At 46.0% G+C, this 25,568-nt stretch carries 30 protein-coding genes, 1 tRNA gene and 1 other RNA gene; 6 read left to right on the top strand and 26 right to left on the bottom strand.

From position 1 onward, the window contains the following. Positions 1-9 precede the first annotated feature (9 nt). Positions 10-342, top strand: coding sequence for a ribonuclease P protein component 4 (locus tag LI82_RS10755; RefSeq protein WP_048195662.1), 333 nt, complete (start codon positions 10-12; stop codon positions 340-342). Here the strand turns inward: LI82_RS10755 and LI82_RS10750 are convergent. The 3 genes from LI82_RS10750 to ffs all read right to left on the bottom strand — a co-directional run bounded on the left by LI82_RS10750 (position 339) and on the right by ffs (position 1,131). Further along, on the bottom strand, positions 339-584 hold the full coding sequence (locus tag LI82_RS10750; RefSeq protein WP_048195660.1) for a hypothetical protein: 246 nt from the start codon (positions 582-584) through the stop codon (positions 339-341). The two genes, LI82_RS10755 and LI82_RS10750, sit on opposite strands and share 4 nt — an antisense overlap. A gap of 68 nt (positions 585-652) precedes the next feature. Next, positions 653-737 (bottom strand) — tRNA-Ser (locus tag LI82_RS10745). Between the two features lie 79 nt (positions 738-816). Continuing rightward, positions 817-1,131, bottom strand: an RNA gene (ffs, locus tag LI82_RS10740) — signal recognition particle sRNA. Positions 1,132-1,240: 109 nt separating this feature from the next. Here ffs and LI82_RS10735 point away from each other — a divergent pair. Next, positions 1,241-1,480, top strand: coding sequence for a MarR family transcriptional regulator (locus LI82_RS10735; protein WP_048195656.1), 240 nt, complete (start codon positions 1,241-1,243; stop codon positions 1,478-1,480). A 69-nt stretch (positions 1,481-1,549) separates the two neighbouring features. Here the strand turns inward: LI82_RS10735 and LI82_RS10730 are convergent, their stop codons facing one another. The 8 genes from LI82_RS10730 to glnA form a co-directional block, all read right to left on the bottom strand. After that, entirely contained in the window at positions 1,550-2,932 is a 1,383-nt protein-coding gene (locus tag LI82_RS10730; protein WP_048195655.1) for an ATPase domain-containing protein, read from the bottom strand. 121 nt (positions 2,933-3,053) lie between these two features. Next, complete coding sequence (gene xseB, locus LI82_RS10725) at positions 3,054-3,335, bottom strand: exodeoxyribonuclease VII small subunit (RefSeq protein WP_048195653.1); 282 nt, start codon at positions 3,333-3,335, stop codon at positions 3,054-3,056. Positions 3,336-3,339: 4 nt separating this feature from the next. Further along, positions 3,340-4,563 carry an exodeoxyribonuclease VII large subunit gene (xseA, locus tag LI82_RS10720; RefSeq protein WP_048195652.1) on the bottom strand — a complete coding sequence of 408 codons (1,224 nt, stop codon included), beginning with the start codon at positions 4,561-4,563 and terminating at the stop codon, positions 3,340-3,342. A 139-nt stretch (positions 4,564-4,702) separates the two neighbouring features. After that, entirely contained in the window at positions 4,703-5,719 is a 1,017-nt protein-coding gene (locus LI82_RS10715; protein WP_048195651.1) for a Coenzyme F420 hydrogenase/dehydrogenase, beta subunit C-terminal domain, read from the bottom strand. A gap of 4 nt (positions 5,720-5,723) precedes the next feature. After that, positions 5,724-6,467: a GltB/FmdC/FwdC-like GXGXG domain-containing protein gene (locus tag LI82_RS10710; RefSeq protein ID WP_048195649.1), complete on the bottom strand. Its 744-nt coding sequence runs from the start codon at positions 6,465-6,467 to the stop codon at positions 5,724-5,726. 4 nt (positions 6,468-6,471) lie between these two features. Next, the gene (locus tag LI82_RS10705; protein WP_048195648.1) at positions 6,472-7,983 is read right to left on the bottom strand and encodes a glutamate synthase-related protein; all 1,512 of its coding nucleotides are present in this window, start codon (positions 7,981-7,983) and stop codon (positions 6,472-6,474) included. After that, positions 7,980-9,032, bottom strand: coding sequence for a class II glutamine amidotransferase (locus tag LI82_RS10700; RefSeq protein WP_048195646.1), 1,053 nt, complete (start codon positions 9,030-9,032; stop codon positions 7,980-7,982). The genes LI82_RS10705 and LI82_RS10700 overlap by 4 nt, the downstream gene beginning before the upstream one ends. 70 nt (positions 9,033-9,102) lie before the next feature. Beyond that, the gene (gene glnA, locus LI82_RS10695; protein WP_048195645.1) at positions 9,103-10,452 is read right to left on the bottom strand and encodes a type I glutamate--ammonia ligase; all 1,350 of its coding nucleotides are present in this window, start codon (positions 10,450-10,452) and stop codon (positions 9,103-9,105) included. Positions 10,453-10,792: 340 nt separating this feature from the next. Between glnA and hdrC the strand changes: the two genes are divergently transcribed. Next, a complete protein-coding gene (gene hdrC, locus LI82_RS10690) occupies positions 10,793-11,287 on the top strand; it encodes a CoB--CoM heterodisulfide reductase subunit C (protein ID WP_048195643.1) in 495 nt (164 codons plus the stop codon). A 27-nt stretch (positions 11,288-11,314) separates the two neighbouring features. Next, positions 11,315-12,205 (top strand): CoB--CoM heterodisulfide reductase subunit B, encoded by an 891-nt coding sequence (gene hdrB / locus LI82_RS10685; protein WP_048195641.1) that lies wholly within the window; start codon positions 11,315-11,317, stop codon positions 12,203-12,205. Between the two features lie 68 nt (positions 12,206-12,273). On the opposite strand, the gene LI82_RS10680 is transcribed toward hdrB, so the two are convergent. The 11 genes from LI82_RS10680 to LI82_RS10630 all read right to left on the bottom strand — a co-directional run bounded on the left by LI82_RS10680 (position 12,274) and on the right by LI82_RS10630 (position 20,707). Next, entirely contained in the window at positions 12,274-13,725 is a 1,452-nt protein-coding gene (locus LI82_RS10680; RefSeq protein WP_052402899.1) for a DUF4139 domain-containing protein, read from the bottom strand. A gap of 457 nt (positions 13,726-14,182) precedes the next feature. Next, entirely contained in the window at positions 14,183-15,139 is a 957-nt protein-coding gene (gene mtrH, locus LI82_RS10675; protein WP_048195639.1) for a tetrahydromethanopterin S-methyltransferase subunit H, read from the bottom strand. Positions 15,140-15,153: 14 nt separating this feature from the next. Next, positions 15,154-15,381, bottom strand: a complete 228-nt coding sequence (mtrG, locus tag LI82_RS10670; protein ID WP_048195637.1) for a tetrahydromethanopterin S-methyltransferase subunit MtrG — start codon at positions 15,379-15,381, stop codon at positions 15,154-15,156. Then, positions 15,378-15,614 (bottom strand): tetrahydromethanopterin S-methyltransferase subunit F, encoded by a 237-nt coding sequence (locus LI82_RS10665; RefSeq protein ID WP_048195635.1) that lies wholly within the window; start codon positions 15,612-15,614, stop codon positions 15,378-15,380. The genes mtrG and LI82_RS10665 overlap by 4 nt, the downstream gene beginning before the upstream one ends. Before the next feature lie 5 nt (positions 15,615-15,619). Beyond that, positions 15,620-16,345 (bottom strand): tetrahydromethanopterin S-methyltransferase subunit A, encoded by a 726-nt coding sequence (gene mtrA, locus LI82_RS10660; protein ID WP_048195633.1) that lies wholly within the window; start codon positions 16,343-16,345, stop codon positions 15,620-15,622. A gap of 1 nt (position 16,346) precedes the next feature. Beyond that, the gene (locus tag LI82_RS10655; protein ID WP_048195631.1) at positions 16,347-16,670 is read right to left on the bottom strand and encodes a tetrahydromethanopterin S-methyltransferase subunit B; all 324 of its coding nucleotides are present in this window, start codon (positions 16,668-16,670) and stop codon (positions 16,347-16,349) included. After that, positions 16,667-17,479: a tetrahydromethanopterin S-methyltransferase subunit MtrC gene (mtrC, locus tag LI82_RS10650; RefSeq protein ID WP_048195629.1), complete on the bottom strand. Its 813-nt coding sequence runs from the start codon at positions 17,477-17,479 to the stop codon at positions 16,667-16,669. Before mtrC ends, LI82_RS10655 begins: the two co-directional genes overlap by 4 nt. A gap of 1 nt (position 17,480) precedes the next feature. Then, complete coding sequence (mtrD, locus tag LI82_RS10645; protein WP_048195627.1) at positions 17,481-18,200, bottom strand: tetrahydromethanopterin S-methyltransferase subunit D; 720 nt, start codon at positions 18,198-18,200, stop codon at positions 17,481-17,483. Further along, positions 18,197-19,102 carry a tetrahydromethanopterin S-methyltransferase subunit E gene (gene mtrE, locus LI82_RS10640; protein WP_048195625.1) on the bottom strand — a complete coding sequence of 302 codons (906 nt, stop codon included), beginning with the start codon at positions 19,100-19,102 and terminating at the stop codon, positions 18,197-18,199. The genes mtrD and mtrE overlap by 4 nt, the downstream gene beginning before the upstream one ends. Before the next feature lie 187 nt (positions 19,103-19,289). Beyond that, positions 19,290-19,676 carry a DUF5402 family protein gene (locus LI82_RS10635; protein WP_048195623.1) on the bottom strand — a complete coding sequence of 129 codons (387 nt, stop codon included), beginning with the start codon at positions 19,674-19,676 and terminating at the stop codon, positions 19,290-19,292. Beyond that, on the bottom strand, positions 19,673-20,707 hold the full coding sequence (locus LI82_RS10630; RefSeq protein WP_048195621.1) for a peptidase U32 family protein: 1,035 nt from the start codon (positions 20,705-20,707) through the stop codon (positions 19,673-19,675). Before LI82_RS10630 ends, LI82_RS10635 begins: the two co-directional genes overlap by 4 nt. Positions 20,708-20,801: 94 nt before the next feature. Between LI82_RS10630 and LI82_RS10625 the strand changes: the two genes are divergently transcribed. Further along, complete coding sequence (locus LI82_RS10625) at positions 20,802-21,611, top strand: sugar phosphate isomerase/epimerase family protein (RefSeq protein ID WP_048195619.1); 810 nt, start codon at positions 20,802-20,804, stop codon at positions 21,609-21,611. An 89-nt stretch (positions 21,612-21,700) separates the two neighbouring features. On the opposite strand, the gene LI82_RS10620 is transcribed toward LI82_RS10625, so the two are convergent. The 4 genes from LI82_RS10620 to LI82_RS10605 form a co-directional block, all read right to left on the bottom strand. Beyond that, a complete protein-coding gene (locus LI82_RS10620) occupies positions 21,701-22,111 on the bottom strand; it encodes a universal stress protein (RefSeq protein ID WP_048195617.1) in 411 nt (136 codons plus the stop codon). A 140-nt stretch (positions 22,112-22,251) separates the two neighbouring features. Further along, positions 22,252-22,743 (bottom strand): Fe-S-containing protein, encoded by a 492-nt coding sequence (locus LI82_RS10615; protein ID WP_048195615.1) that lies wholly within the window; start codon positions 22,741-22,743, stop codon positions 22,252-22,254. A gap of 5 nt (positions 22,744-22,748) precedes the next feature. Then, positions 22,749-23,411: an ABC transporter ATP-binding protein gene (locus LI82_RS10610; protein ID WP_048195613.1), complete on the bottom strand. Its 663-nt coding sequence runs from the start codon at positions 23,409-23,411 to the stop codon at positions 22,749-22,751. After that, positions 23,404-24,573, bottom strand: coding sequence for an ABC transporter permease (locus LI82_RS10605; RefSeq protein WP_048195612.1), 1,170 nt, complete (start codon positions 24,571-24,573; stop codon positions 23,404-23,406). The genes LI82_RS10610 and LI82_RS10605 overlap by 8 nt, the downstream gene beginning before the upstream one ends. A gap of 256 nt (positions 24,574-24,829) precedes the next feature. Here LI82_RS10605 and LI82_RS10600 point away from each other — a divergent pair, with 256 nt between their 5' ends. Continuing rightward, positions 24,830-25,294, top strand: coding sequence for a DUF5806 family protein (locus tag LI82_RS10600; protein ID WP_048195610.1), 465 nt, complete (start codon positions 24,830-24,832; stop codon positions 25,292-25,294). Positions 25,295-25,568 lie beyond the last annotated feature (274 nt).

Genomic DNA, 25,568 nt, shown 5'->3' with positions numbered 1-25,568 from the left:
TATTTTTCTATGGCACGAATTAAAAAGAAGCAAAAGAACCTGATAAAGGATATAGCAACTGAAAGGATCGAATATCTTTTCAAACTTGCAGGGCAGAATTATAGTTCCCATCCCGATAGGAGTGACCGATACGTAGCTCTGGCAAGGCGGATCGGGATGAGGTATCGGGTAAGGCTTCCTGCTTACTTAAAGCGGAGGGTGTGCAAAGGTTGCAATTCTTTTCTGGTTCCTGGCAACAGCTCAAGGATAAGGCTTCATGGCAGATATATGACAATAACCTGCCTTAAATGTGGAAAAGAGATGCGTTATCCTTATAGGGCAGACAAAAAAGTTAATTCTTAAATTCCTGTTACAATGTTCAGGAGCTTTACAATAAGGTACGCTGCAAGGAGCATTCCGATCCCCATAATTGCAAAGAGGAGCAGGTTCCTGATCACTACGTCCTTTTCAGATCCTGCCCTGATACCAAAAGCTCCACAAGTACCGCCTGAACAGCCTCCGCACCCGCTGGGTGCTTTTTCAGCTACGTTGTTCTCTGCTGGCATTTCGTTAAGCACTGAAATTATCGGTTTTGTTCTTGGCATGATCTTCGCCTGCAACGATTAATGAAACGATTGTATATCCATTATGGGTTCAATGGTGTATAAAAAAGCGACGAGAGGGGGATTCGAACCCCCGAGGCGCAAAGCACCACAGGATTAGCAATCCTGCGCCATACCGGGCTTGGCTATCTCGTCATTGGGTTAGCATGTTATTGCCACGCGTTCTCCTTAATGGCAATAGCCTTATTTAATGCTTTTCGTTTGAAGTTCAAAGTGACGGGCACGCCGTGAGTTGCTGTCCATCACATAACCAAATGATCTGTGATCTCTTCTCCACCCCGCAGCCCTACAAGCGACAAGTGTCCATGGTAGGTCTGCTCCCTTCCGGGCCTCGACTGGTTCCCACGGTGAAGATAAGAGGACCAATTCTCCAATTAGTTCTTCTACCAACACCATCCAAGCAGGACGGGGCTTCTCAGTTGAGATCACAGGTTTGGAAATGATCAAAACAACTTCTTTTGGCTTCGTCTCCCGCATATCGGCGATTTCGGGTTACAGGTAACGCCGGCCTACCCAGACTAGCCCGCCACGCATACATATGCATTACAGGTAATAAAAGTATTCCTCTTAATCGGTTGAAAGGCAATTGTGAGTAAATAATTATATGATGCATTAGTACACTTTGTTATGGTGATATCATGGATGAACTAATGGGATTTGTAACAGGTAACAAGAACAGGCAGAAATTACTGGCTCTGCTTGGATCTAAAGGGGAGATGGACGCAGCACGCATCGCAAAGAACATGCATGTGGTAAAGCCATCTGTTGATAGGATACTGGCCGAGCTTGTCGTAAAAGAACTATTGAGCGAAGAAGGTGGCGTTTACGGCCTCACGGAGCTCGGAACAAGTGTTGAGAGGTCGATCCACGCTATCTGATAAAAAAGAGATATTTAAGAGCCACCTGGCTCTCTTACTTTTTCATTTTTAGTTTATTGAAAGCTCATTTTAAAGAATAACATCGCAGTTGATCTTTATTCCTGTTTCTGATATCACATACTCACGCATGTTCAGTGCATGTTTCGTACCCTTTGATTTGAGTATTCTGATGTAACGCTTGACGTCATTTGAGAATACGACCTGCCTGACCGTTACTACGGTATCAACGATAAAAGAGGCATCTTTGCTCATGATCCTGTCATTTTCCTGGGCGCTCAGTTCTGTGGTAATGACCGATGAGACTCCTCTGGTCTTCAGATAGGCTGTAAGGCGCTGAAGATACCCTCGAAGCTTTATGATGTCGGGGAACGTGATCTCCAGATTTATCAATCCATCTACTACAAGCCTTGTAGCTTCCATGCTTTCCACAAGTTCTTTTATCCTTGTGGCATGCTCATCGGGATGGATCTCCTCCGGATTAGAATGGATGAACTTCAGCATTCCGGAATCAACGTATTGCTGCATGTCATATCCCAACTTTGCTGCTCCCTGAATGATCTGCTGTGGGAGGTCGTTGTATGTGACTATTATCCCCTTCTCTCCGTTCTTCAGTCCTTCCATGAGGAACTGCCATCCAAATATGCTCTTTCCTGTTCCGGGCTCACCTGCAATAAGGGTGCTATTGCCAGCAATTATGCCGCCGTGAAGCATAAGGTCGAAGTTCTCCACTCCGGATTTTATCCTGGTCTCAGCAAGCTCATCTACGTCTTCAACGATCAGGCGGGGGTATGCTGTAAATCCTTCTGAGCTAACGTCGTAACTGTACTCGCGGGCAGTGCATCTTGCCTTGTTGTTTGGTTCGATGGCAAGCATCTTCAGGACCTTCAGTTTGTGGGCAGTATGATAGCCTGAGTTCTCTTTTGAAAGGTAGATTATGCCATCTGTAAGGTGGCTGGCAACATACTCGTGTATCTGATCTTCAAGAAGCTCCCCTGTGAGCATCACAAGGGCTTCTGATTCTTTAAGCATGGAGTCCAGCGTGTAGAAGAAACGCCTTCTCTCCTGCTCAACAAAACCAAATCCTATAGGTGTGATCGGGTCAATGGCCAGACGGTCGGGATTTTCCGATGCTATTACATTTCCTACATCTATCAATGTGCTCAGCGGGTCCTTTTCAGCTGCAGGACGACTTACCGGGTATACTTTGACATTCTCATTCAGGAACGGGTATATGGAATGCAGTCTCTCAGTTTTCCCGGCAGTTTCCGTTGTAAGAGGTATGTATAGTGTTTTTTCTCCCTTTTTGGCAGCATTTGATAACATCTGCAGTATCATTGTGGTCTTGCCAACCCCTGCCGTACCCGCAACTAGTATTGTCGATGGTTTCCCGAATCCCCCAAGGATCTCATCAAGGCCGTCGATACAGCATGACATATTTTGAAGTTCTGACATTGTAATTTTCCATATGGATAAAGGGTTACTTATAATTTCTTGATTCCAGATAGATATACTTATTAAAAATATATTGTATCATATTATATTATTGTTTCTTCCTTTTTAGCGTCCTTCCTGATCAATCCGTTTCACTAAATGGTTCTGTAGAAAGTTTGCCGTTCTTTTCTATCAGAAGCTCAATCTTCTTTTCAGAGCTCTCGATTTTCCGGTTACAGAGGAGTGCCAGCTTCATGCCTTTCTCGAAAGTCCCGATACTGTCATCCAGGGTAAGTTGCCCTCTCTCAAGATGCTCAACAATGGTTTCCAGCTCTTCAAGCGCTTCTTCAAATGTAAGTTCGTCAATGGTCTCTTCATTAATATTATCTTCATCAATATCGTTGGTAGTATCCGTCTTTCCCATATGTTCACCTCTCAAATAGCAGGTATTTTTTCCTATCATCACTTATGCTCTTAACATTACATTCCAGAATGCCATCGCTGACAATTACATCAACCGCATCTTTTTTCTTTACATCGGCAACGTTTGTGATGATCCTCCTGCTATCCGGGGATACTGCAATGCTGTAACCTCTTCCAATGGTGTTTAAAGGGCTGACCGAATTGAGTCTGGAAGCATGAAGTCTGAGCTCAGATGCCTTGTTATCTACAATTCTTCCAATGGATGTTGTCAGTTTTGATGTGAGTTCATCAAGGTGCTGGTAATCCTGTCTTAACATGTCCCTGAAATGTTCAGGTTCTATCTTTTCCCGAAGATGTTCCAGATGCTTCTTTCTCTCGGACATGAGGTGCCGCATTTCGCTCTCCATCCTCATTGAGAGGTTCATCATATGTCTTTTCAATTCCTTCTGGTCCGGTACTACAAGCTCTGCAGCTGCAGAAGGTGTTGGTGCCCGAAGGTCGGCCGTAAAGTCAGATATTGTAAAATCAGTTTCATGGCCTACTGCTGAAACAATGGGTTTTTCTGAGTTGAAAATAGCTCTCGCGACCGCTTCCTCATTAAAGGACCATAGGTCTTCAAGGGAACCACCGCCACGGCCCACTATTATTACGTCCACATCGGTCCTGTTCAGCATTTCTATGGAATGTACTATACTTTCTGCAGACTTTTCTCCCTGTACGATGGTAGGTGAGAGCAGTATGTCAACAGGGTATCTGCGCCCTATTATATTCAATATATCATGTATTGCAGCACCGGTGGCAGAAGTGGCAACACCGACCCTTTTCGGGAATTTAGGTATGGTCTGCTTGTGGATATCGCTGAAAAGTCCTTCCTTTTGAAGTCTTTCCTTAAGCTGCTCATAAGCTTTGTATAATTCTCCGATCCCATCAGGCCGCATGTCCATCACACGCAGCTGGTACTGTCCGCGGATGGTATACACGTCCACGGATCCAAAAACAAGCACTTTCATGTTCTTTTCAGGCTCGAATCTAAGTGCCCTGTTCACAGACCTGAAGCTAACACAGCTTATCTGGCTCTTTTCATCCTTAATGGTAAAATAATAATGTCCTGAGCCGTGCTTTGTGAGATTTGATATCTCTCCCTGTACCCAGATCTGGTTAAGGTTCGGGTCATTTGTCAGGATATTTTTGATAAAATTGTTCAGTTCCGTAACGGTATAGGCAGGCATTGACACTTTCTCCAACTTCGCATAACGTTATATTGTACTTATTATTTGTACCTGCTGTGAGCATATTGAAAGTAATGGGTTGGGGATGTTATTGATAAAAAAAGCATCAGGCACTGGTGCCTGATTCATAAATACAGTTTCATTCTCTCCTTTTTGCCTTCTTGTTCGCAAGCGCTTCTATAGGCTTCAGATCCACATTGTCCGATACTACAAGTTTTCCGTCATCAACAGCGCTCATGAAGAACTTGTTTCCCACAGGTGTGCGTATGATCAGTGTGGTCTGCCCCTGCGGACTTCCGATGGACCCGGCAGAAATATCCGCATCAAGTGATGTCAGATCTGCACATATGGCACAACCAGGGCGTATGCAGTCATCAAGTTCGGAAAGGGGGATCGTGTGAATTTCTCCGTTGTCGGTGGTGATCTCCAATTTTCCGGGAATATCAAGGCGCCTGATCTGCCATGGGTCGATACCAAGCTCTTTCTTGAACTTTCCCTCTACCATTTTCTCATAGTCGAATGTCTCTGTGCAGAAAAGGCCGATCATCAGCCGGATAGAATCCCGGAATGGTCTTATCAGGTCATGCTCACTTTTGCGCATCTCACTGATCGCCTGGACCACACAAGGTACACCTACTATCGCTATATTACGATACTTTTTGGTGATGACGGCTTCCTTTAATGCGGATAGGAGAGGTACCCACCAGTTGTACCGGCTTCCGGCCTGTTTGGTTATCATCTCACTGGAAGTTATGATCGTTGACCTGGGCTTGAGGCTCCATGGGTCTTCGGCAACATTAATGACAGCATCCACAAGATCCTGTTCCAGTGCGTTCATAAGAATTGCAGTGACCGCACCACCGCTTTGCTTCTTCTCAACATCGAAGTTTGCTGAAGCAGCAACTATGTCGATGGAATTCCCGATGGTTTCGATCTTCCTCTCATCTGTCCTTGGGCAGACCTCATAGCATGCGCCGCAGGCTACTCCGTCAACAGCTGATTTGCAGTATCCGTCATTCATCGGGTGTGTGGAATTCTCTCCGGTTTCAAAGAAAAGTGAGTTTGCCGGGCAAACTGCAACACATGCGCCGCAACATGCACATTTTCCAGTATGCCATACGGTGTCTTCAAGATCATTGTAATTTTTCTCATACATGTTATCACTCCCATGTGTACTTGCCTGCGAACGGTCTGGTGCTTGCAGGTACTATACAGGTATAGTTCATATCAAGCAATCCGGAGGGTTCAGTATCGAAATATTTGCAGAACTCTTCTACATAGGGTGTGATCATTTCCAGTTCCTTTTCTCCGAATTCTGCCTTTCTGGCACCCACGCCCAGAAGTTCATCCTTTACTTCACCACGGATAACTATCATTCCTCCGTGGATGCCACTTCCGATCCCACGGTCCTTTGCAGGATCTTCCTGTCCGATGCCCAGTACAAGGATCAGGCCTCCTGCCATATATTCTCCAAGGAATGCGTGTGAAGACCCTCCCACGACCAGCACAGGTTTCCGTTCTTCCTCGTACTGCTTCATATGGATGCCTCCGCGGTATCCGATGTTATTTTTTACGAAAAGCTTTCCACCACGCATACTATGCGCTGCTGCATCTCCTGCACTTCCGTGGATCACAATTGTTCCTCCGTCCATGGTATTGCCGGGTGCATGGTCGCAATTTCCGTTTACTATGCAGGTGGGTCCGTTCATGAACATCCCAAGGTCTCCTCCGGCAACTCCATTGATCCGGATTGTGACATCAGCTTTCAATCCATCCGCGATGAACCGCTGGCCTATCACATTGTCCAGAATTATCTCTTTTGCACCATTCCTGACTGCTTCTCTTATCATCTCATTGAGGGGGGTATAGTGCATGCCTTTTGCATCGATCTCTACTTTTTCCATGTTATCAGGCCCCTACCGGTTTGACCTGCAGGACATCCAGTGTCCCTTCGTCCAGCATATATCCTCGCAGGCGGCTTCTGTTGCTTCTCAGGCTTTCAATACTGTTGATGCCTGCAGCTCCCATCAGTTCGCTAAGCTCGAGTGTCCATGAGCGGATGAGGTTTGCCACATGCTCGGATTCTACCTCAGGGTCAAGGCGTTCTACAAGGTCCGGCCTCTGGGTTGCAATGCCCCAGGGGCACATGCCTCTGTAACACTGGCCACAAACACGACAGCCCATTGCTATAAGTGCTCCAGTTCCGATGTAAACGGCGTCTGCTCCAAGGGCGATGGATTTTGCAATATCCGCACTGTTGCGGATGCCGCCACTTGCAATGACCGAGATCTTGTTCCTGATCCCCTGGTCCTTGAGCTTCTGGTCAACACTTGCAACGGCTGCCTCGATCGGGATGCCTACATTGTCCCTGAAGACCTTTGGTGTTGCTCCGCTACCTCCGCGGAAGCCGTCTATCACCACAGCATCTGCCGAGGAACGTGCAATACCTGCTGAAATTGCTGCAGCATTGTGCACAGCTGCTATTTTCACGAACACAGGTTTCTTCCACTCGGTAGCTTCCTTAAGGCTTCTCACAAGTTGTGCGAGGTCCTCTATGCTGTATATGTCATGATGGGGTGCAGGGCTGATAGCGTCACTTCCAAGGGGTATCATACGGGTGCAGGAAACATCCTGACATACCTTTTCTCCCGGAAGGTGTCCGCCGATACCGGGCTTTGCACCCTGTCCGATCTTGATCTCTATGGCTGCTCCCCTTTCGAGGTAGTTGATGTCCACACCAAAGCGTCCGGATGCCACCTGGACTATCATGTTCTTCTGGTACGGGTAGATGGCCTCATGAAGTCCTCCTTCCCCGGTTCCCATGAAAGTTCCTGTCTTTTCCACAGCTTTTGCAAGGCTTAGCTGTGCGTTCAGGCTGATGGCACCATAGCTCATGTGCCCGATCATTATGGGAGTTTCAAGCTTGAGGTTTGGGGTAAGTTTGGTCTTCAGCTCGATATCGCCGTTGTCCTTCTTATCAATCTCAAGTCTTGATGGCTTCTTTCCAAGGTATGTCCGAAGCTCCATGGGCTCACGCAGCGGGTCGATACTCGGGTTTGTTACCTGGCAGGCATCTAGTACAAGCCTGTCGAAGATCACCGGATATGGCTTTGCATTTCCCATTCCTGCAAGGATGATCTTCCCTGTACGTGCCTGGTTGATGATGTCCTCACGTGCCTCGGCTGTCCAGAGGGGATGGCTGCGGTAATCCACGGGCCTCTCCTTCAGGGATATGGCATCCCTTGGGCACATGGAGATACAGTGATGGCATGCGGTACACTTGCGTGAATCGATGATTATCCTGTCATCTTCCTTGTGGTAAACTCCGTACGAACAGTTATCGATACACCTCATACAGTGCATGCACTGCTCGCGGTCGATGGTAACCTTGTATTTCAGGGGTACGCTTCCAAGGCTCATATGTTCAACCTCCCGATGACAGGTTCTCCTGCTCTTGGCATGTGAATGTTCTGTACTTCAGGGTCCATCACGCGGATGGCAGCTTCCTCGCTTGAGATGTAAAGCCGGTTTCCATTCTCTCCGATTACCAGTGGCCTGAGCTTGATCCTGTCTGTAAATCCTACTATTCCTTCATGTGTGGCCACAACGATTGCGAACGGTCCGTTCATGAGGGCAGGTCCGTAGGTAAGGCGGATCGCGTGGTTGAGTTCCTGCTCCTTTTCGGGCATGTTGTCGATCTCGTCCCAGAAAGGTGGTGCAAGTGCTTTTACCACAATGTCTTCCGGAAGCCCGTGTCTTCTGCCGAGAAGATCGAAAAGGTATGCCACTACTTCGGTATCTGTGAACATACTGCAGGTGTATCCATTGCTTTCAACATAACGTCTGTTCGTGCCGTATGAGGTGATCTCTCCGTTGTGCACCACTGCCCAGTCAAGAAGGTTGAACGGATGTGCTCCCCCCCACCATCCCGGGGTGTTGGTTGGATAACGGTTGTGTGCAAGCCAGATGTATCCTTTGTAGTCCTCAATGCGATAGAAGTTGGCAACATCCTCAGGCCAGCCGGAAGCTTTGAAAACTCCCATGTTCTTTCCGGATGAGAATATCAGTGCTCCCTGTATGTTGGAATTTGTTTCCATGACGATGTACTTCATGACATCATCTTCGGGAGTTGTACTTCCTGCCATCAGGTCACTGTAAGGTTTGAAGAAGTATCTCCATGGGATGTGGCTTTTTTTAAGTCCGTCCTGCTCGTATGTTGGTATGGCTTCCTGGTGTACGATGCGGCCCCACTTATGGAGCATTTCCTCGACCCGGGACTTTGGTTCCACAAGGTTGTCAAAGAAGACATGGATCGCATAGCAGTCCTGGTAATCAGGATATATTCCGTATGCTGCATAACCTGCACCTTCTCCACTTCCTCTTTCATTCATTAGGCTCAGTGCATCGCGAATACTGGATCCATCCATTAGTGCCCTTTTCCTGTCGATCACACCTATTATTCCACACATTTTATCACCTTTTTAAATCTATATGATCAGCATATTGCTGCCAGGGCGGAGGGTGTAAGGGTGAATGCCCTTACAATATACTGAGGTACGTGTCAAGTTCCCATTGATGCACACGTGCCTTGTAAGCATCCCACTCCGCAGTCTTTGCAGCGAGATAATTTTCGAATACATGGTCTCCAAGAGCGTTTCTCACGAATTTGCTCTTATTCATTTTGTCGATAGCTGCCTTCAGGTTGCCGGGCAGTGACTCGATCCCCATATCCTCTCTTTCTTTTTCACTAAGCTCAAATATGTTCATCCTGAGTGATTCTCCGGGCTCGATCTTGTTCCTGATACCATCAAGTCCTGCTTCCAGCATAACTGCAAATGCCAGGTATGGGTTACATGACGGGTCTGGGTTCCTGAGTTCCACACGGGTGCCCTTGCCCCTTGCAGCAGGGATGCGGATGAGTGAGCTTCTGTTGCTGTCGGACCATGTGATGTATATCGGTGCCTCATAGCCCGGCACGAGGCGTTTGTAAGAGTTTACCACCGGATTTGTGATGGCTGTAAATTCACTGATGTGGTCAAGCAGACCGCCGATGTAGTATCTGGCGTTCTCCGAGAGACCGTTCTCTGCATCAGGATCGTAGAATGCATTCTTCCCGTCATTTGTCATCAGGGACTGGTTTGCGTGCATTCCTGAGCCGTTCACTCCGAATAGTGGTTTTGGCATGAATGTTGCATAATATCCTTTGTGGTATGCAATGGACTTGACCACGTATTTGAATGTCACAACACTGTCTGCTGTGGTCAGTACATCTCCAAACCTAAAGTCGATCTCGTGTTGTGAGGGTGCGACCTCATGGTGGGAAGCTTCAAGCTTGAATCCCATGTGTTCGAGGGTATAGTCGATCTCCCTGCGAACGTCCTGAGCCCTGTCCAGTGGTGCAAAGTCGAAATATCCGCCATAGTCGGTCAGTTCAGTAGTTGGATTGCCATGCTCGTCCAGCTTGAAAAGGAAGAACTCGAGTTCCGGTCCGACGTTCATGGTGAACCCCATGTCCTTTGCTTTCTGTATACTTCTCTTGAGGATGTATCTTGGATCTCCCTGGAAAGCTGTCCCATCAGGCAGTTTGACATCACCAATGATGCGTGCAACTGCACCTTCAGATGGTCTCCATGGGAGTATGTTGAAGGTGGTCGGGTCGGGCATGAGCATCATATCCGATTCTTCGATCCTTGTGAAACCTTCGATAGATGAGCCATCGAACATGACACCGTCATTGAAGGCATCTTCCAGATTCTCTGAAGGGATCGCCCAGCTTTTGATCATTCCCAATGTGTCGGTGAACTGTGTTCTGATGAACTTCACATCACATTCGGTAATTGCTTCCAGAACTTCTTCCTTGGTCTGTATCTTTTTGTCAGAGTTTGTCATATCTGCACTTCCTTTGGGAATACAGAATCTCTCTTCCGTCTCATAATATTTAAATATTTTGTTTATTTATATACCTTTAGCCGAAACATCTGATTTTTATTCTGATCGCTACTACTATTGCCAATAAAAGCACACGTCTGGATCTGTCAAAGCCCCCCAGTTACCATAAATTTAAACGATGCCTATTAGTTTTCTCTGCTTGCGTGAATGATCTGTTACCGGTCACATTCAGAGTATATAAATCTTATAAATGTACTCAAATATAACTATTGCTCTTCACGGTTTTCACTAAAGTGTACAATGGCATCTTTTATAATGTATGAAATTATAACTCATTTTGATGTCTATCAGAAATGAACCGAATGTACTTTCCCGAATGGAAAAGACCGGCTCTGATATTTTAAAATGTATGCATTGTGGTGTCTGCAGCGGTAGCTGTCCCTCGGGAAGGCATACAATCCTGAATGTCAGAAAGCTCCTGAAGAAGGCACGCAGTGATACGGCAGTTCTTTCTGATGATTCCTTGTGGATGTGTACTACCTGTTACAATTGTCAGGAAAGGTGCCCCCGTGGGATAGACATTGTTGATGCTATATTCGAGATACGCACACTTGCTGTTCACGAAGGTATCATTTATCCTGAGCACCGGATGGTGGGTGAATTGCTGCTGGAACATGGGCATGCTGTCCCCATTAACGAAGAGAACAGGGCAAAAAGAGAAGCTTTGGGGCTTGATCCGCTGCCACCCACAGTTCACAGTTTCCCTGAAGGGCTGGAAGAGGTTAAGAAATTGCTGGTATCATGTAAGTTCGATGAATTGATGTCCGAAAAATGATGTCTTTAAGTTCTGTGAGGAAAAGATATGACAAATGTATCACTTTTTCTGGGTTGTGTGATTCCTAACCGATATCCTGGTATTGAAAAGAGTACCAAGCTCTGTCTCGATAAGCTTGGGGTAGACTGTATTGACCTGGAAGGCGCATCGTGCTGTCCTGCTCCGGGTGTGCTCCGTTCCTTTGACAAAGCCACCTGGCTTGCCCTGGCCGGCAGGAACATTGCATTATCTGAAGAGCTGGATCGCGATCTGTTGACGATCTGCAATGGTTGCTATGGCTCACTTGCTGATGCAAATCATGAGATCAAGGCAGATGAGCAGCTTAAAAATGACGTAAATTCCCATCTTGGAAAAATTGGCAGGAGCATCAAGGGTAGCCATGATGTCCGTCACATCACTGAATTTCTGTACAAGGAAGTTGGTTCGGAGAAGATCCGTGATATCATTACTCATCCACTGGAGCTGAGAGTTGCTGTGCATTATGGCTGCCATCTTTTGAAACCTTCTAAAGGACGCGTCGGCTCAAGTGTGGAGAGGCCATCGTTCTTTGATGAACTTGTGGAAGCTACAGGTGCGGAAAGTATTGAATATCCTGATAAGACGGAGTGTTGCGGGGCCGGTGGAGGTGTGCGCTCTGCATTGCCGGACGAAGCGTTGGCACTTACAGGTCATAAATTATCCATGATCGAATCTGCGGGCGTTGATTGCATCGTGAATGCATGTCCTTTCTGCCATATGCAGCTGGATGCCGGGCAGGTGGACCTTAATGAGAAAAATGGTACCTCGCACAATATTCCTGTGCTCCACTACACACAGCTTCTGGGATTAGCTCTTGGTTATTCTTTAGAGGACCTGGGGATCGACCTTAATGCAGTAGTGGACCTTGAATTTCTTGAAAAGATACTGTCAGATTCCTGATCTTTAAGGAAAAGAAAAGAAAAGAAAATGGATGGCTCAAAAAGGCCGCCCTTTCTTTTCAACATTTTTCAGTAACTATACTCTTCTGTGTATGTGATGGTCGCACTGCTGTCCGCCGGTACTGTCAACTGGAATTCAATGGTGTTCGAATCTATCTTTGTGTAAGGATGTGAATTGGATATCATTTCCCAGTCTCCACTCAGATGTTCTACCACTGTGATGGTAGCAGATTCTGCTTTGTGGTTGCGCAACTCTATGATGTTGCTTACACGGTACATGCGGTCTGATATCTTCTTGTACTCGCTTCTTTTCCTTTCGCCGATGATGTCAAAGGCATATCCTACCGAGACACTGACTTTTTCATCAGCAGGTGTGTGGTCGATGGAATCTTCCCCAAGGAACTGGAGTTGGTTCTCTGAATCTGCTTTGTAAACCCTGGCAACACCCTTTGGCAGTGGTATTCCAAGACCACTGGCTTCAGAATTGTTCATTACAAGGGTGACTTTTACCTTATCTTCCTGCAAGCCGTCATACAGGTATTCTTTGGTGACCGGAACATTGTTTGCAGAAAGCAGTGATATCTGTTTTATTTCGTTGTCGTTCAGATTAGTGGGACGGTCCAGAGTATACATATGGTACTCGAAAAAGGACTCCTCTTCGAACTGATCTATTGGGACTTCCATTGCTGCTACATCGTAATAAAATCCGCTGAACGCTGGAACATCATTTGATTCCCTGTTAATATCTCCTGCAATAAGCTTGAGCTTTGCATCATTGAAGTTTGTCCCTGCTTGATTGTCGATGGTTACCCAGCCGTCAATGTCAACCATACTGTCATCCGGATTGCTTTTTATGATATAGTTCGCTTTCCAGCTTATTCCATCGGTCAGGTAGGATGTCAATATGTCACGATTTCCGGAAACAGGGGAATATACCTGCCATACCAGTGTGGGTTTGGTCAGCAGTCCTGCAATGTCGGGATACTCTATCTTTGCGACCTCTGACAGGGTAACAACTCCATTTCTGGTTTTGAGTATCATGCCGTCCCCGTGGCTTAGTAAAGTTCCCTGGTATTCATTTCCCTCGGGGTCGGTGACTGATATCTCCCGGTCGATATATTTGTCAAGGAGTTTACTGTTGCTGACAAGGTCATACTCATAGTTCTGCTCTACCACGAATATTCCCGGTTCATCCGGAGCTTCAAATATCACTGAGGTTGGATCGATCCTGGATGCTACATCGCTGTATTGCACATGGTTGTATCCGTTCTTGAGAGAGATGTCCCTCTTTTCCTTGACAAGTGCAAGGTCCTGGTTATAGACTGTGACCTCTGTACTGCCGGTCATCGGGTTTGCTGATGCAAGTTCGAACAAAAGTTCAGATGGATGGGTCTTTGCTACGACCGATGTGTGAGATATGGTCTGTGTATCCTCATTTTTGATGGCATTTGGTGCCAGTGCTATCATGCCTGCAATGAATATGGTGGCAAAGATGATAATTAGTAATTTATTTCGATTCATAAGTTGTAATTAAGTTCAACTGTATAAGTAAATATCGCGATGTGTAATTATTTTTGTGAATGGCACATCTTATTTTTTTATAAATCGCTTTTGGAGCTTTAATTATATCAGGATGCAGAGGGGTGTTGGCCATTGAGTTCCTATTTGGATTCTATTCTTTTGCCATGTCAGTTATCTCCCAAATAACAATAGGCCAAGTAGCAACATTATAATTGCAAGAACGATTATGAGGACTATAATTCGACTTAGGAAATTATTTGAATTCATGCTGTGTAACTAATTGCGACAGTGTAAATAAATATTCATATCCAATGTTATTTTTACAAAGGAGTCTTTTATTGTCTGGATATTCCTTGGAGTTTCACGACTCTTATGATCCTGGTAATGATCGCAAGATCGAGATTGGGGAGTTGAAATATCAGTTAATAAAAAAAGAGAAAAAAAGAAACTGGTTTGTTTAAACCAGTTTGTTGATTGGGTGGTTCTCATCCATGATCTCAAGACCGAGCTCTTTTGCGGTCTCAGCAAGGATGATGTCTACCATTGCGGTTGCTGGGTAGACTGTGTCAGTGTTCTCGATAGGACCAAACAGTTGGAAGTTTGAACCAAGTGTCTGTGGGACAAGGTTTGTTCCGATATCTGATGGCATGTAAACTGCCTTGCGCTGTTCCTTTGTCTCGAACTGCTTCTTGTAGTCTTTCATCCAGTCCCATGCGGATGCAAGGTTGTGGTATCCACCACCGACAGGGAGACCGAAGTGTCCCTTTACAGCGACGACTGCTCTCATGGATGCACCTGCACCTGCTCCGAGAGGAGTTGCAGCTACATCGACGAGTGGCTTTGTGATTCCACAGTCTTTTGCGATGTCGAGCATACCCATGCTCTGGCCTGGACCACCGGACTCAAGGACTTCGAGTTTTCCTTTGACGGTTGGGTCTGTTGCGTTGAATGCAAGGACGATTGAAGCATCGATGTCACTCTTTCTGATAGCCTCGATCTCATCGTCGTGGATACTACCGTTGATGGAGTTGTAGATAGCCCTGTCAGCTACACCGATCTCTGTTACGTACTCAGCTGCTGCTGCACGTACTTCACCTGCTGAAGAGTCGATAAGGAATGGTGTCTTGTCATCCTCTGCAACGAACCAGTCGATGTACTTCTTGATTGCCTGTGGTGTTTCACCGACGATCTGGTTAACGCATGGGTTACCTGTTACGTCGGTCATCTCAAGCATGTGGTTCCAGAGATTGTCTGCTGCTTCCTTGTTGAAAACTCCCTCATCTTCGTCGGTCACGATGTTGTGTCTGTTGTAGAACATTGAACCGATCAGAACTGTTGGGTACTGGCCAGGCTGACCGCCGAACTTGACGCCTCCAACCTCGAATACTTCCTGTTTCTTGTCAAATTTAAACATGTTATTACCTCTTATCAGATGAGTATCGGGGATATTGAAATGTAGATGAGGAACATCAATATACCAGCGACTGCTCCGTATATAATTCCTATATCTCTTCCTACTTTCTTTCCGATCCTCTGTGCGATCTCACTGTTTACGAATTCGATCTTTTCATCGATCTCATTGAGCTTCTCAAGAACCTCGTTGAAATCTGCAGGGTCTGTTACGACACTTGCTGTTGCGCTTTTTCCATCGCTCATATTACACCACCTACTTGCCAGATGATTAATGGGAGTATCAGTACCATCAGCACTGCAAATGCGAATCCGACAATGAAACCGGTTGCAGCTGTAGCATTAACTCCGGAGTCGAGCTTCTGGTTCCTTGCGATAAGCTGAGCCCTGTATCGAATTCTTTCGACAACGCTTTCAATGGCGCCCATCTGTGGGCTGATGACCATTGGGACTCCTTGTCCTTCTATTTCTTCTGCCATGTCAATTACCTCCCGAATAACAATAGGCCAAGTAGTGACAGCGTAATTGCAAGACCGATCATGATACCTTCGACCTTACCCGCGTGTACACCTGCGTGGTACTTGTTCCAGTTACCGGCAATGACCATTTCCCTGTCAATGTCAAGGATCCTGTTCCTGATGGTTGCGATCTCAGCTGCCATTGGCTTAAGTCCGCCAGCTTCTTCTTCCTCTTCGCCGCCAGCTTCGCCGACTTCGATGAGCATAGGTTCAGCATCAAAGGCACCAGGGTCTTTTGCTACACATTCCTTGATCTTTGCAACGATCTGTCCCATATCTTCGGTACCGATCATTTCGATAGGCTCTACCTGTTGCTGGAACCTTTCGACCGCTTCATCGCTCAGGTTTTCAACGTAAGGAATTGCACCTGTTGCTCCAACAATACGGTTGTCACTGACACCGTTCTTGTGGATCATCATGAATGCTTCACCAGTAATGTGTCCCTTTACTTCAGAACCTGTTACAATGAGGAATCTGATGTTAGGGTTTGAGATGATCTGTGCAACGACTTTTTCCAGACCAAGGTTCTCTGTTTTACATGGACCTGTGATAGCAGCTCCTGCTTCTAATTGAGGTGCACCTGGCAGGTGTGATCCACAGGTGATGACTGCGACGCAGTTCTTAACGTCCCCTATCTCATATTCACCTTTAAGGGTTGGCCAGCCATCTGCTGGTTCTCTTTTATCTGCCATATTAGAATCCTCCGATCAGACTTAGTATGTAAATAGCCAATGCGACCATACCTGAGAAGATCAGACCGACAACAACACCATAGAAAGTGTTACCGTAGAAACCGGCTTTGAGTGCTGTCTGTTCCCTTCCTGGGTATGAGTTCAATAGCTTCCTGTCAGGTGAGAGTGAATTGATCAGATCATCAGCGATCTTGTCAAGTTCATCGATCTGTTCCATGACTGGGTCCATTGAGTAACAGATGATGTCTTCACGCTCTTCTGCAAGGACTGATGTAAGTGGGTCCAATACAAGATGTGCTTCTGGTGCTATGTGTACCATGCTCATTCTAATTCCTCCTCGGATGGCAGGAGACCTGTTCCAAGTACCTTGTATGCGTCCCTGTTAACGAGTTCAACGTATTTCCTGAATGCAACATACCACAGAGCAATACCGATCACGATAGTTGGTATAGCTGATGCATCGGTTGATACAGTTGCGACGATACCTGCAACGATCATTGCGATTGCACCTTTCTCAACACCTGTTGTGAGTGTCCTGTCCTGCTGTTCATCAGGACCAAGGTTTGCATTGAATGGGTGAAGAATCGCCATACCGCCTGCGATGAAGATCACAGCGATGTATCCTGTTGCTACAACGGTTTCCAGTACAGCATCGAACATGAAAGTACCTGTCATTGCGACACTGAGTCCAATGATGGTAAGTGCGCCTGCTCCAGCGATCTCTGTCATGGACTGTTCCATAATAGGAATGCCCATTCCAAGTACTCTGTTAGCGAGTGCACCAATAACGAGTCCAATAATGGATGCTGTTATGAATGCGACGATAGGTCCGGCAATGCCACCAACGGCAAGTCCGAACATAGATGCGACAACTCCCATACCAAGTGCCATCATACCAATGGATGGTACACCGGTACCAAGACCATAGCTTGCTACACGTCTTACTGCTGCACCGCCCCAAACGATCGCACAGATCGCTCCAAGAGCGCCAATAAATGCGAATGCTGGCCCTGCAGCCTGTACAAGGAAGTGTCCTGCGTATGCGGCAATGAGTCCGCCAAGTGCTCCAACAGCGATCAATGTGTTCTGTGGAATGCCTCCGGTGGCTTCTCCACCAGCTCCTCCTGCTGACATCTTAGAGACCTCCGATTGCCATTACACCGACAAATGCGCACATCAATGTTGCTACAAAGGATGCGACTACTGCCTTTGGCCATTTCTTGAACTTAGGGTCGTGGAATCCTTCGATGGTTCCTCCAATGTTGTATGAAGGGATAACCGCATTAACGAAGAAGATACCCACTGCGAATATACTTGCGAGTGCTACAAGGTCACTCTGGCTCAGGGTTGTGCTTGTGCTCATAAGTGCGTAGTAGATCATAGCTCCGCCAATACCACCAAGAGCTCCACCGATAACACCACTTACGTATGAAACGGTTGGAAGTCCGTGTCCCTCTGTACCCTGGGATACATAGAGGTCCTGCCTGTCCTTTGTGATCGGGTCGTAGTCTACCTTTGCGGATGCTGGTGGTACACCAACTCCATAAACGTATACCCATGTACCGACGATCATTGTTACAGCGATCATGATCATTGCACCGACTGCTCCTGATGCGACTACCAGTGCAACACTGTCACTGACGTTCATAACTGCTCCTGCGGTGACAAGTCCGGTAAGACCTGCTCCTGCTGCCAGCTGGACAGTACCGGTACCAATACCAGTTGCCTGTGCCATAGCTGCAGGTGCTCCACCTACAGGTACGAAGTGAACACTCCATGAAATTAACATGCCACCAAGGGTGACCATTACTATGTATGCTATATTCTCTGCGAGAATTCCTGCTATATCTATCATGCAGCGACCTCCTCGTCTTCCTTGTAAGGTCCGTATGCCTCACGTGCTGCTACTTCGATCCTTCTGTTCCAGATGATCATAAGTAATACAAGAACTGCTCCTGCTACAACTGAAAGCCATCCCATTGTGAGGCTCATTGCAGGGTCAAAAACAACTGTGATCCAACCGCTTAAGAAAACGGTCATACCGAATGCGAGACCAGTGACTGGTCCTCCGAACTTTGCACAGAACCATGAATTGTCGATACCGTTACGAAGTCCTGCTTCTCCTTTCCTTACAATGTTACCGGAGTTTGCAGCATTAAGACCTGATCCGAACTCGACGTTCTGGAATTCACGTTCTGCACCATAGTGAACATCACCAGTTGATGATCCGATAGCTCCGACGGTGATTCCCCAAATGAATGCAATGAGTGCAAGTGGGAATGGGTGTCCGAGAACAGCTACCATAATGTATGATACAACAAGGATACAGAATGTTGTAATGAATGCATATCCCATGATCACCGGCGTGTGTGATCGGATAATATCAAGATATATTGGTTGTCTGAAACGCTTCTGACTTGCAGTACGTCCCATGTAAGACGTAATAGAATATGTTCCATGTACTGCTGTGGCAATAAGCGCACCAACAGCGATAGCAAAGACCACGGACAGACCAGCGGTCATCAATACAGATGCCACGGTTCCGCCAATAGCGCAGATCAATGCATTCGATGGTGGTTCACCGGAAATTGCCTTATTATAGATCCTGTGTGGGTACATCATCTGGGGTGCTAATTGCACTTGTGAGTTTGGGTTACTCTGAGATCCGACATCAGATTCAAGATCCTCAGTTGTGCCAGCAATAGTTGCGGCAGCACCCATAAGTGCTAAAACACCCATGCCCATGAGTGGTTCCATTTATTTATCCTCCTTCCTAGTTCTAAATCGATATGTATAAGTGCGAAATACTGCACGTCCTTCGATAATTCAGCCATGTCTATAATTATGGCATAGACTAACGTAAGATGGTGGGGATTATCTGAAATCCTTCATAAACCTTTCGGAACTTTCCTGAAAAAAGGCGTTGCTGACAGGAAGGATTGTCTTATTTCCTTCTGTCAAATCTCATTATGTAAATATCTGGTCTTGGCTGCTTCCCACTTCCTCTTCCAAAGTCCATGTAGCAGCTGTTGCAAAGTACACGTGCATTGATCGAAGCGATCTCTGCTGTACCTGGTATCAGGCGTGCAAAAAGAAAAGACGGTTCAATATCGAGTGAGGTTGCCGTATCCGTAAGGTACTTAAGTATGTGCTCCTCGAAAACTTCCAGGTCATCCAGTTGAAGTCCCCTTGTGTTGATCGTGACCCCTCCGCATCCGCAGGGGAGTGCGAAAGCATCCATCTCTATCAGGAACACCGGAACCCCTAAAAGTTCCCGCAGGTTGTTTTCCAGAGATGTGCGCGCTTTCAGCAATTCTTGTGTCATGCTCATATTCTATCTCCTATTGATCCCAGTGGAATTTTCCGGATATCTTCTCCACTTCCGGAATATGTGTGTATGACCTTTTCAGCAAGTCGCTTGCAATAGCCGCATTTGTGGCATACCTTATCACATTTTTTCCATTGCTCGATGGCACCATCCAGTTCCCTGTTTGGTATATAAAATGTGTCTTTGAGATCCTTTATGCTGTCCAGCAGGTCCATTAGGTTACCATCATATCTTTCATTTGCGTAGGCTTCCACATTATTGAGGATCCAGTTAACGAAATGAGTGCGCCCTCCGATCTTGAAGGTATCAGTGATATGTTTGTATTCTTTCAGGTCCTCAGGCCTGATCCATGGTGACTTGATGATCTGCTGTGGGTCCTTTATCCTCAGGGAAAGGCACTTGTAGTAATAATAATCGTCAAGGACGTTCGGCTTAGGCCCCGGTCCGTTGGCATGTGAAAAGAAATTGAAGTGAGCGTACCTGAAAGGGCACTGGTAAAGGCATGCTTCGTTGACGAGCAGCTTAAGCTTGCATGAGACTGTATCCTTTATAGCTTCCAGCTTGTCGAAATGCCTGTTCACCGCAGGGTCCACTACAATGGTCGTGGCTCCTAACTGCTCATAGAACTCTGCCTTTTGTGGCGTGTCCACGAATGAAAGTACTGAGACCACTACATCCATGTCATAATCCTTTGCCAGCATTTCCACAAGGTATGGGTCGGCAACTGTTATGGAATCTATCCCGATGCTGTTCAGTTTGTCGAAATACCAGTCTATGGCGCGGTAACCTTCAGGGGTAAGGTGCTGTCCGCCCATACAGGAACTGTTCAGCACTATCTCCATTTTGACGCCTTTTGAATGTGCGTACTCGGTCTGCTGTGCTATCTCGTCGAGTTTTGGGGTACTAAGGTTCGTCCTGCCGGTCCCGACATATTCGGGGGATCCCGCCATGTATACTGCGTATATGTTATCAGAACCCGCTAAAAGCTCCTCAAGTCCTTCAAAATGACCGATGTGTGGTACATACAGCTTCATTGGAACTTTCTTATCGGGTGACTTTAGATAAGGATTTTGGTTTGTTCGTCCCGGACCAAAATGGTTATTAAAATCTATTTTAGTCCTAGTTAATATGATGATAGGTGCGTCTTCTTTTGCAGGTGAGCTAAGGGAACTGGATGATCATGTGCAGTCAGTTGAGCTTTATATGCCAAAACTTGGTGTCTATGAAGGCTCTGCACTCCAAAAGGACAGACTGGACAAGGTCCTGGATGAGCTTTCAACATGCGACCTGCAGACATCCATGCATGCGCACTACTTTGCGGATGTCCCCACTTATCCTAAGGAACTCGTTGTGGATACTGCTTCAATGGAAAAAGCACACTTCTCTTTGATGGAGGAATGTATAGGACTTGCAGGAAGGCTTGGCACAAAAGCTGTGGTACTTCATCCCGGAAGGGTCGGTGATGACAGGGATAGATCACTGGGCAGGATGATCTCCAATCTCAGGCAGCTTGCCGCATTTGCATCAGAGAACAACGTAATGCTCGGACTTGAGAACAAGGAAGCGACCGATCCTGGAAATCTTTGCTGTGAGGCAGAAGAACTGTTAAAGGTGGTAGATGCTGTGGATTCTCCAAACCTTGGTGTGACATTTGACGTAGGGCACGCAAATCTGACCTGCGGCGGTGATCCTGAAAAACTGGCTGATTTTGTGAGGACCATCTCGGAACACGTGGTGCATGTTCACCTGCATGACAACTACGGCTTCTGGACTTCCAATTACGATGGCGATGAGCACATGGCACCTGGATGTGGAAATATTGATTATTCTGTCCTCGAAGGGCTCAAAAATTATAATGGAATATTCAATCTGGAAGTATTCTCTCTGGATGATGTTCTTGCCGGTAAAAAAGTGATAGGTAAGTACGTGATGCCATGAAAATCAGTTAAAGTTCTGATCTTTAAAGAACTGCTTTAAATAATTGTTTTAAATTAGGGTTATTTCACAATTACTCCTGTTTTAGAACTTTACATCTTGTAATCAGGTGGTACTACAAGAACAAGGATATCGGACATCTGAAGGACTTTCTGTGTGACAGATCCCATTATCTTCTTGATGCCGGTCTGCCCCCGTGTCCCGATGATTATCCTGTCAACGCTATGCAGACGTGCAGTTTTCACTATCTTTTCCGGTGCATTCCCATCCACGATCTCTGCATGGAGCTTTGATGCTTCACATCCCATCGAGACCAGCTCCTCTTTTATGGAACTGATCACTTGTTCTGCACCGGTTTCACGCCAGGTCTTCCTTCCAAGCCCTTTATCTTCTACCACATGGACTATTACTATCTCTGCATTATGTTTCGTTGCGATCCTGCCCGCAACTTTTGCTGCGTTCCTTGAGTATGTGGAACCGTCCGTGGGTAGTAATAGTTTCATACAATTTTGGGTTAGCATTAAACGTATTTAAGTTATTGGATTTTGTTCCATGCTATTTTGTTCCCGGGGTTCCGTTAAAGGGCAATTCTATCGGGATCCGCATCATAATCAATCAAAAAAGTGTAAAGAGAATGAATGTTTCATCCTCTCTGTACCGTATTTGTGTGAGCGATTACAATATCGTCCATTTCCATAACGACATTTCCATCTGAAACTGTGTAAGGTATGCTCTCTTTTGGATAATCAACACAAGCTCCCTGTATCCCTTGCCCTGTTTCCGCATCAAAGGTCGTCCGGCAGGCATAACAAACAAGAATGTCCCTGTCAAGGCTAAAACCAATTGATCCGCAGGGAGGGCAAACATTAGATCGGACAATGATGTCGTCTCCAAGCATGTATGTCATTACCGCTATCTCTCCGGCTGTTGTTGTCACTTTGAAGTGCGTATTTATGTTCTCGTCGATGGTCTGAACAGGGATCGTAACCGTATTATCGATCACCTGTGGTTCTATCCATGTCGCAGTAACGGGAATGGCCGATGCTGTTGTCTGTGCATCATTATCAAGACACCCGGCGCCAAATACAAATGCAACTGTAACTAATATTATAAATCCTGCTAATTTAGAATTCATTCACATCACTCCTTTATTTTTCCGTCCTGTAAGTTGATGATCCTGCCTGACATTGCAGCAAGATCATGATTATGTGTTATCATAACGACTGTCATTTCACTTCTCAGGGATCTTAGAAGCGAAATGATCATCTCTCCTGTTTCTTTATCCAGTGCCCCCGTAGGTTCGTCAGCAAGGAGTATCTTCGGTCCCATTACCAGTGCCCTGGCTATTGCAACTCTTTGTTGTTCTCCGCCGCTAAGCTCGGATGGCTTATGGTCATGCCTGTGAGAAAGGTTCACTCTCTCAAGAGCTTCTTTGATCCTGCTTTGTTCCTTCTCTCCTGCAAAAACAAGGGGCAATGCAACGTTCTCGTATGCTGTAAGGGACTGGATCAGGTGGAATTGCTGAAAAACAAAACCAACCGTCTTTCGTCTGTGATCTACCAGTTCTTTCTGAGATTTGCCGGTAACATCCACTCCATCGATCAGTATGCTGCCACCGGTAGGCCTGTCAAGCATGCCTATAAGGTTCATAAGTGTGGTTTTTCCTGATCCGGATTGTCCCATTACAGACACAAATTCTCCACTCTTGATTTCCATGTCAATATTGTGCAATACTTCGACATCACTGGAACCGATCCTATAGCTCTTTTTGAGCCCCTTTACCTGAATACTTCCGTCAGACACTTCTCAACACCTCTGCAGGATCTATTTTCAGTGCACGTTTTGCAGGTAGGATGGATGCAACAAGTCCTACAGCTACAGATATTCCTGTAACCAGGGGAAGCAGCTCCCACATAGGGGATGGTTCCGCAAAACTCAATAACGGGGCAATTGAGTAGGATAGCAGAGTTCCGGAAATAAAACCAATACCGCCCCCGATCATCCCGATCACTGCTCCTTCAATGAAAAGCATTGTTATGACCTGGCGGTCACTTGCCCCAATGGCACGCATGATCCCTATCTCCCTGATCTTCTCGTTTACGGATGCAAGCATGGTCGAAGCGACAGTAAGTGTGCTTACAAGCAGCGTTATAAATGAAACAGCCATTGCGGAAGTCCGGGTATGTTCGATCATAGCCATCTCGCTTTGTACGATCTGGCTCATCGCCCTTGCCTCCACTCCCGGCATTATTTCTTCTATCTGCCGGCTCATTTCCGAAACAGGACAATCATTGCATAGGGCACGGATCTCGATACTGCTGACTTTGCCCTCCTTGTCAAAAAGTTTTTGCGAAAGCAAAAATGGCATCACAATGTAGCCATCTTCTTCCCCGCCTGTGCTCTCAATAATGCCTTTTACTTCAAGGTCCATGACAATGCCATTTTTTTCAAGCGCGAGTGTCGATCCGGTAGTAAGTCCAAGCGGAGTTGCGATATCCTTTCCCAGTAGAACTTGCATACCTTCGGGGTCAGAAAGCCATTCTCCGTTTATGTTCCACCATGATTTGAGTATCTTCTCTTGCTCCAGATCCACTCCCATCACAATGATGTTTCCTTCTCCTGATTCCGCAACGCCATAAAGTCGCGGTGCCACCACGGCAAGATTGGCATTGTTCTCGATATCGTATATTCTGGAAATCTCGGATTGTTCAATATAGTTCTCACCAGTTGATATCGATCCCATGGATGTTGATCCGGCTATCAGGGGGATTGATTCGGTTTGAGGTCTTACTATGATATTTGCACCAAAGTTGGCTGATTCCTCATAAAGGCTGTCAGTTGCGGCGGAAAATGTCGTAACAACAGCTACAATAGCAGATGTGGCAACGATTACACCCAGTATGGCTATTGCAAGTTTGTTCTTCCGTCTGAAAATATCTTTCAGGACTACAGAATATAAGCGCATAAAGGCGTAAGTGAACAAAAGCTACATCAATGCATTTTATCGGGCAAATATGGCCTCTAGCAAAAAGCAGGCTTGCTTTTTTAAGAGTACTGGTATTCGGTCTTAAGTAATTGTATTCAAATAGATCACTGCAAATATTTGCAAATGATTCTATAAGCAGTCATTTATCCTCTATTTTGTGGTAAAGATAAACCACCATAAGAAAGTATTTATCTGGTTGCAATACATTTATGTCATTGGTCCTTGAGGGAATGAAATGAACAAATATGAGAAATTCACAAAACTGGAAAACAAGAGTTACTCGGACGTGACACGCTTCCTGAAACAGACAACTCATCTTACTGCACGTGAATGGATTATTGCCCGTTTATGCGCAGACTTCAAGAATCTCTCAAACCGTTCCGAAATGACCTGGATCGGTCAGAACCTGCCGGATCTGGTTCCGTTCGTAGATGAACCGTACACTAGACAGGAAGTCTCTAATGCCCATGCTGCTTTCAAGCATAAGGTCCAGCGTAGTGGAACAACTTTCTTCTATGCCTATTATGCCGGACTTATCAGCAAAGAGGAAATGATCCTGACCATCCATAAGATCGTGGCAGATCTCCAAAAACTGATCGAGACCGAGAATGGGGAAGTGTCCGACGAGCATATGACCGATGTGCAAATGCTGGTGGCAGAAGCGTTACATAGGATCAATGAATCTCTTGACCTGGATTGATGGAATGTCCTTTATTCTTTGCAGATTGGTTTATCCCTTTAAATAATAGCTCTTATTTAAACCCATTAGTATTTATGCTATGAATCTCTCTATGTTCTTCGTTACAACCGCTCCCATCAGACTTAGTTTCATTGATTTCTGATCAATTCCTCATCGATGGGAGCACTTCCTTTTCAAATTATAAGTTTTACATATTTTTCAAATCAAAAAATATCTGTCACTAATTAATAGGTTGAAAATGGTGATTCTGTTCGAAGGTCTATAACTCTACGAA

Origin of the sequence: Methanococcoides methylutens, assembly GCF_000765475.1 — an archaeon.
In the GTDB taxonomy this organism is placed as follows: Archaea; Halobacteriota; Methanosarcinia; order Methanosarcinales; family Methanosarcinaceae; genus Methanococcoides; species Methanococcoides methylutens.
Note: the sequence above shows the minus strand (reverse complement) of the source record. Positions and strands in the feature narration are given on the sequence as shown.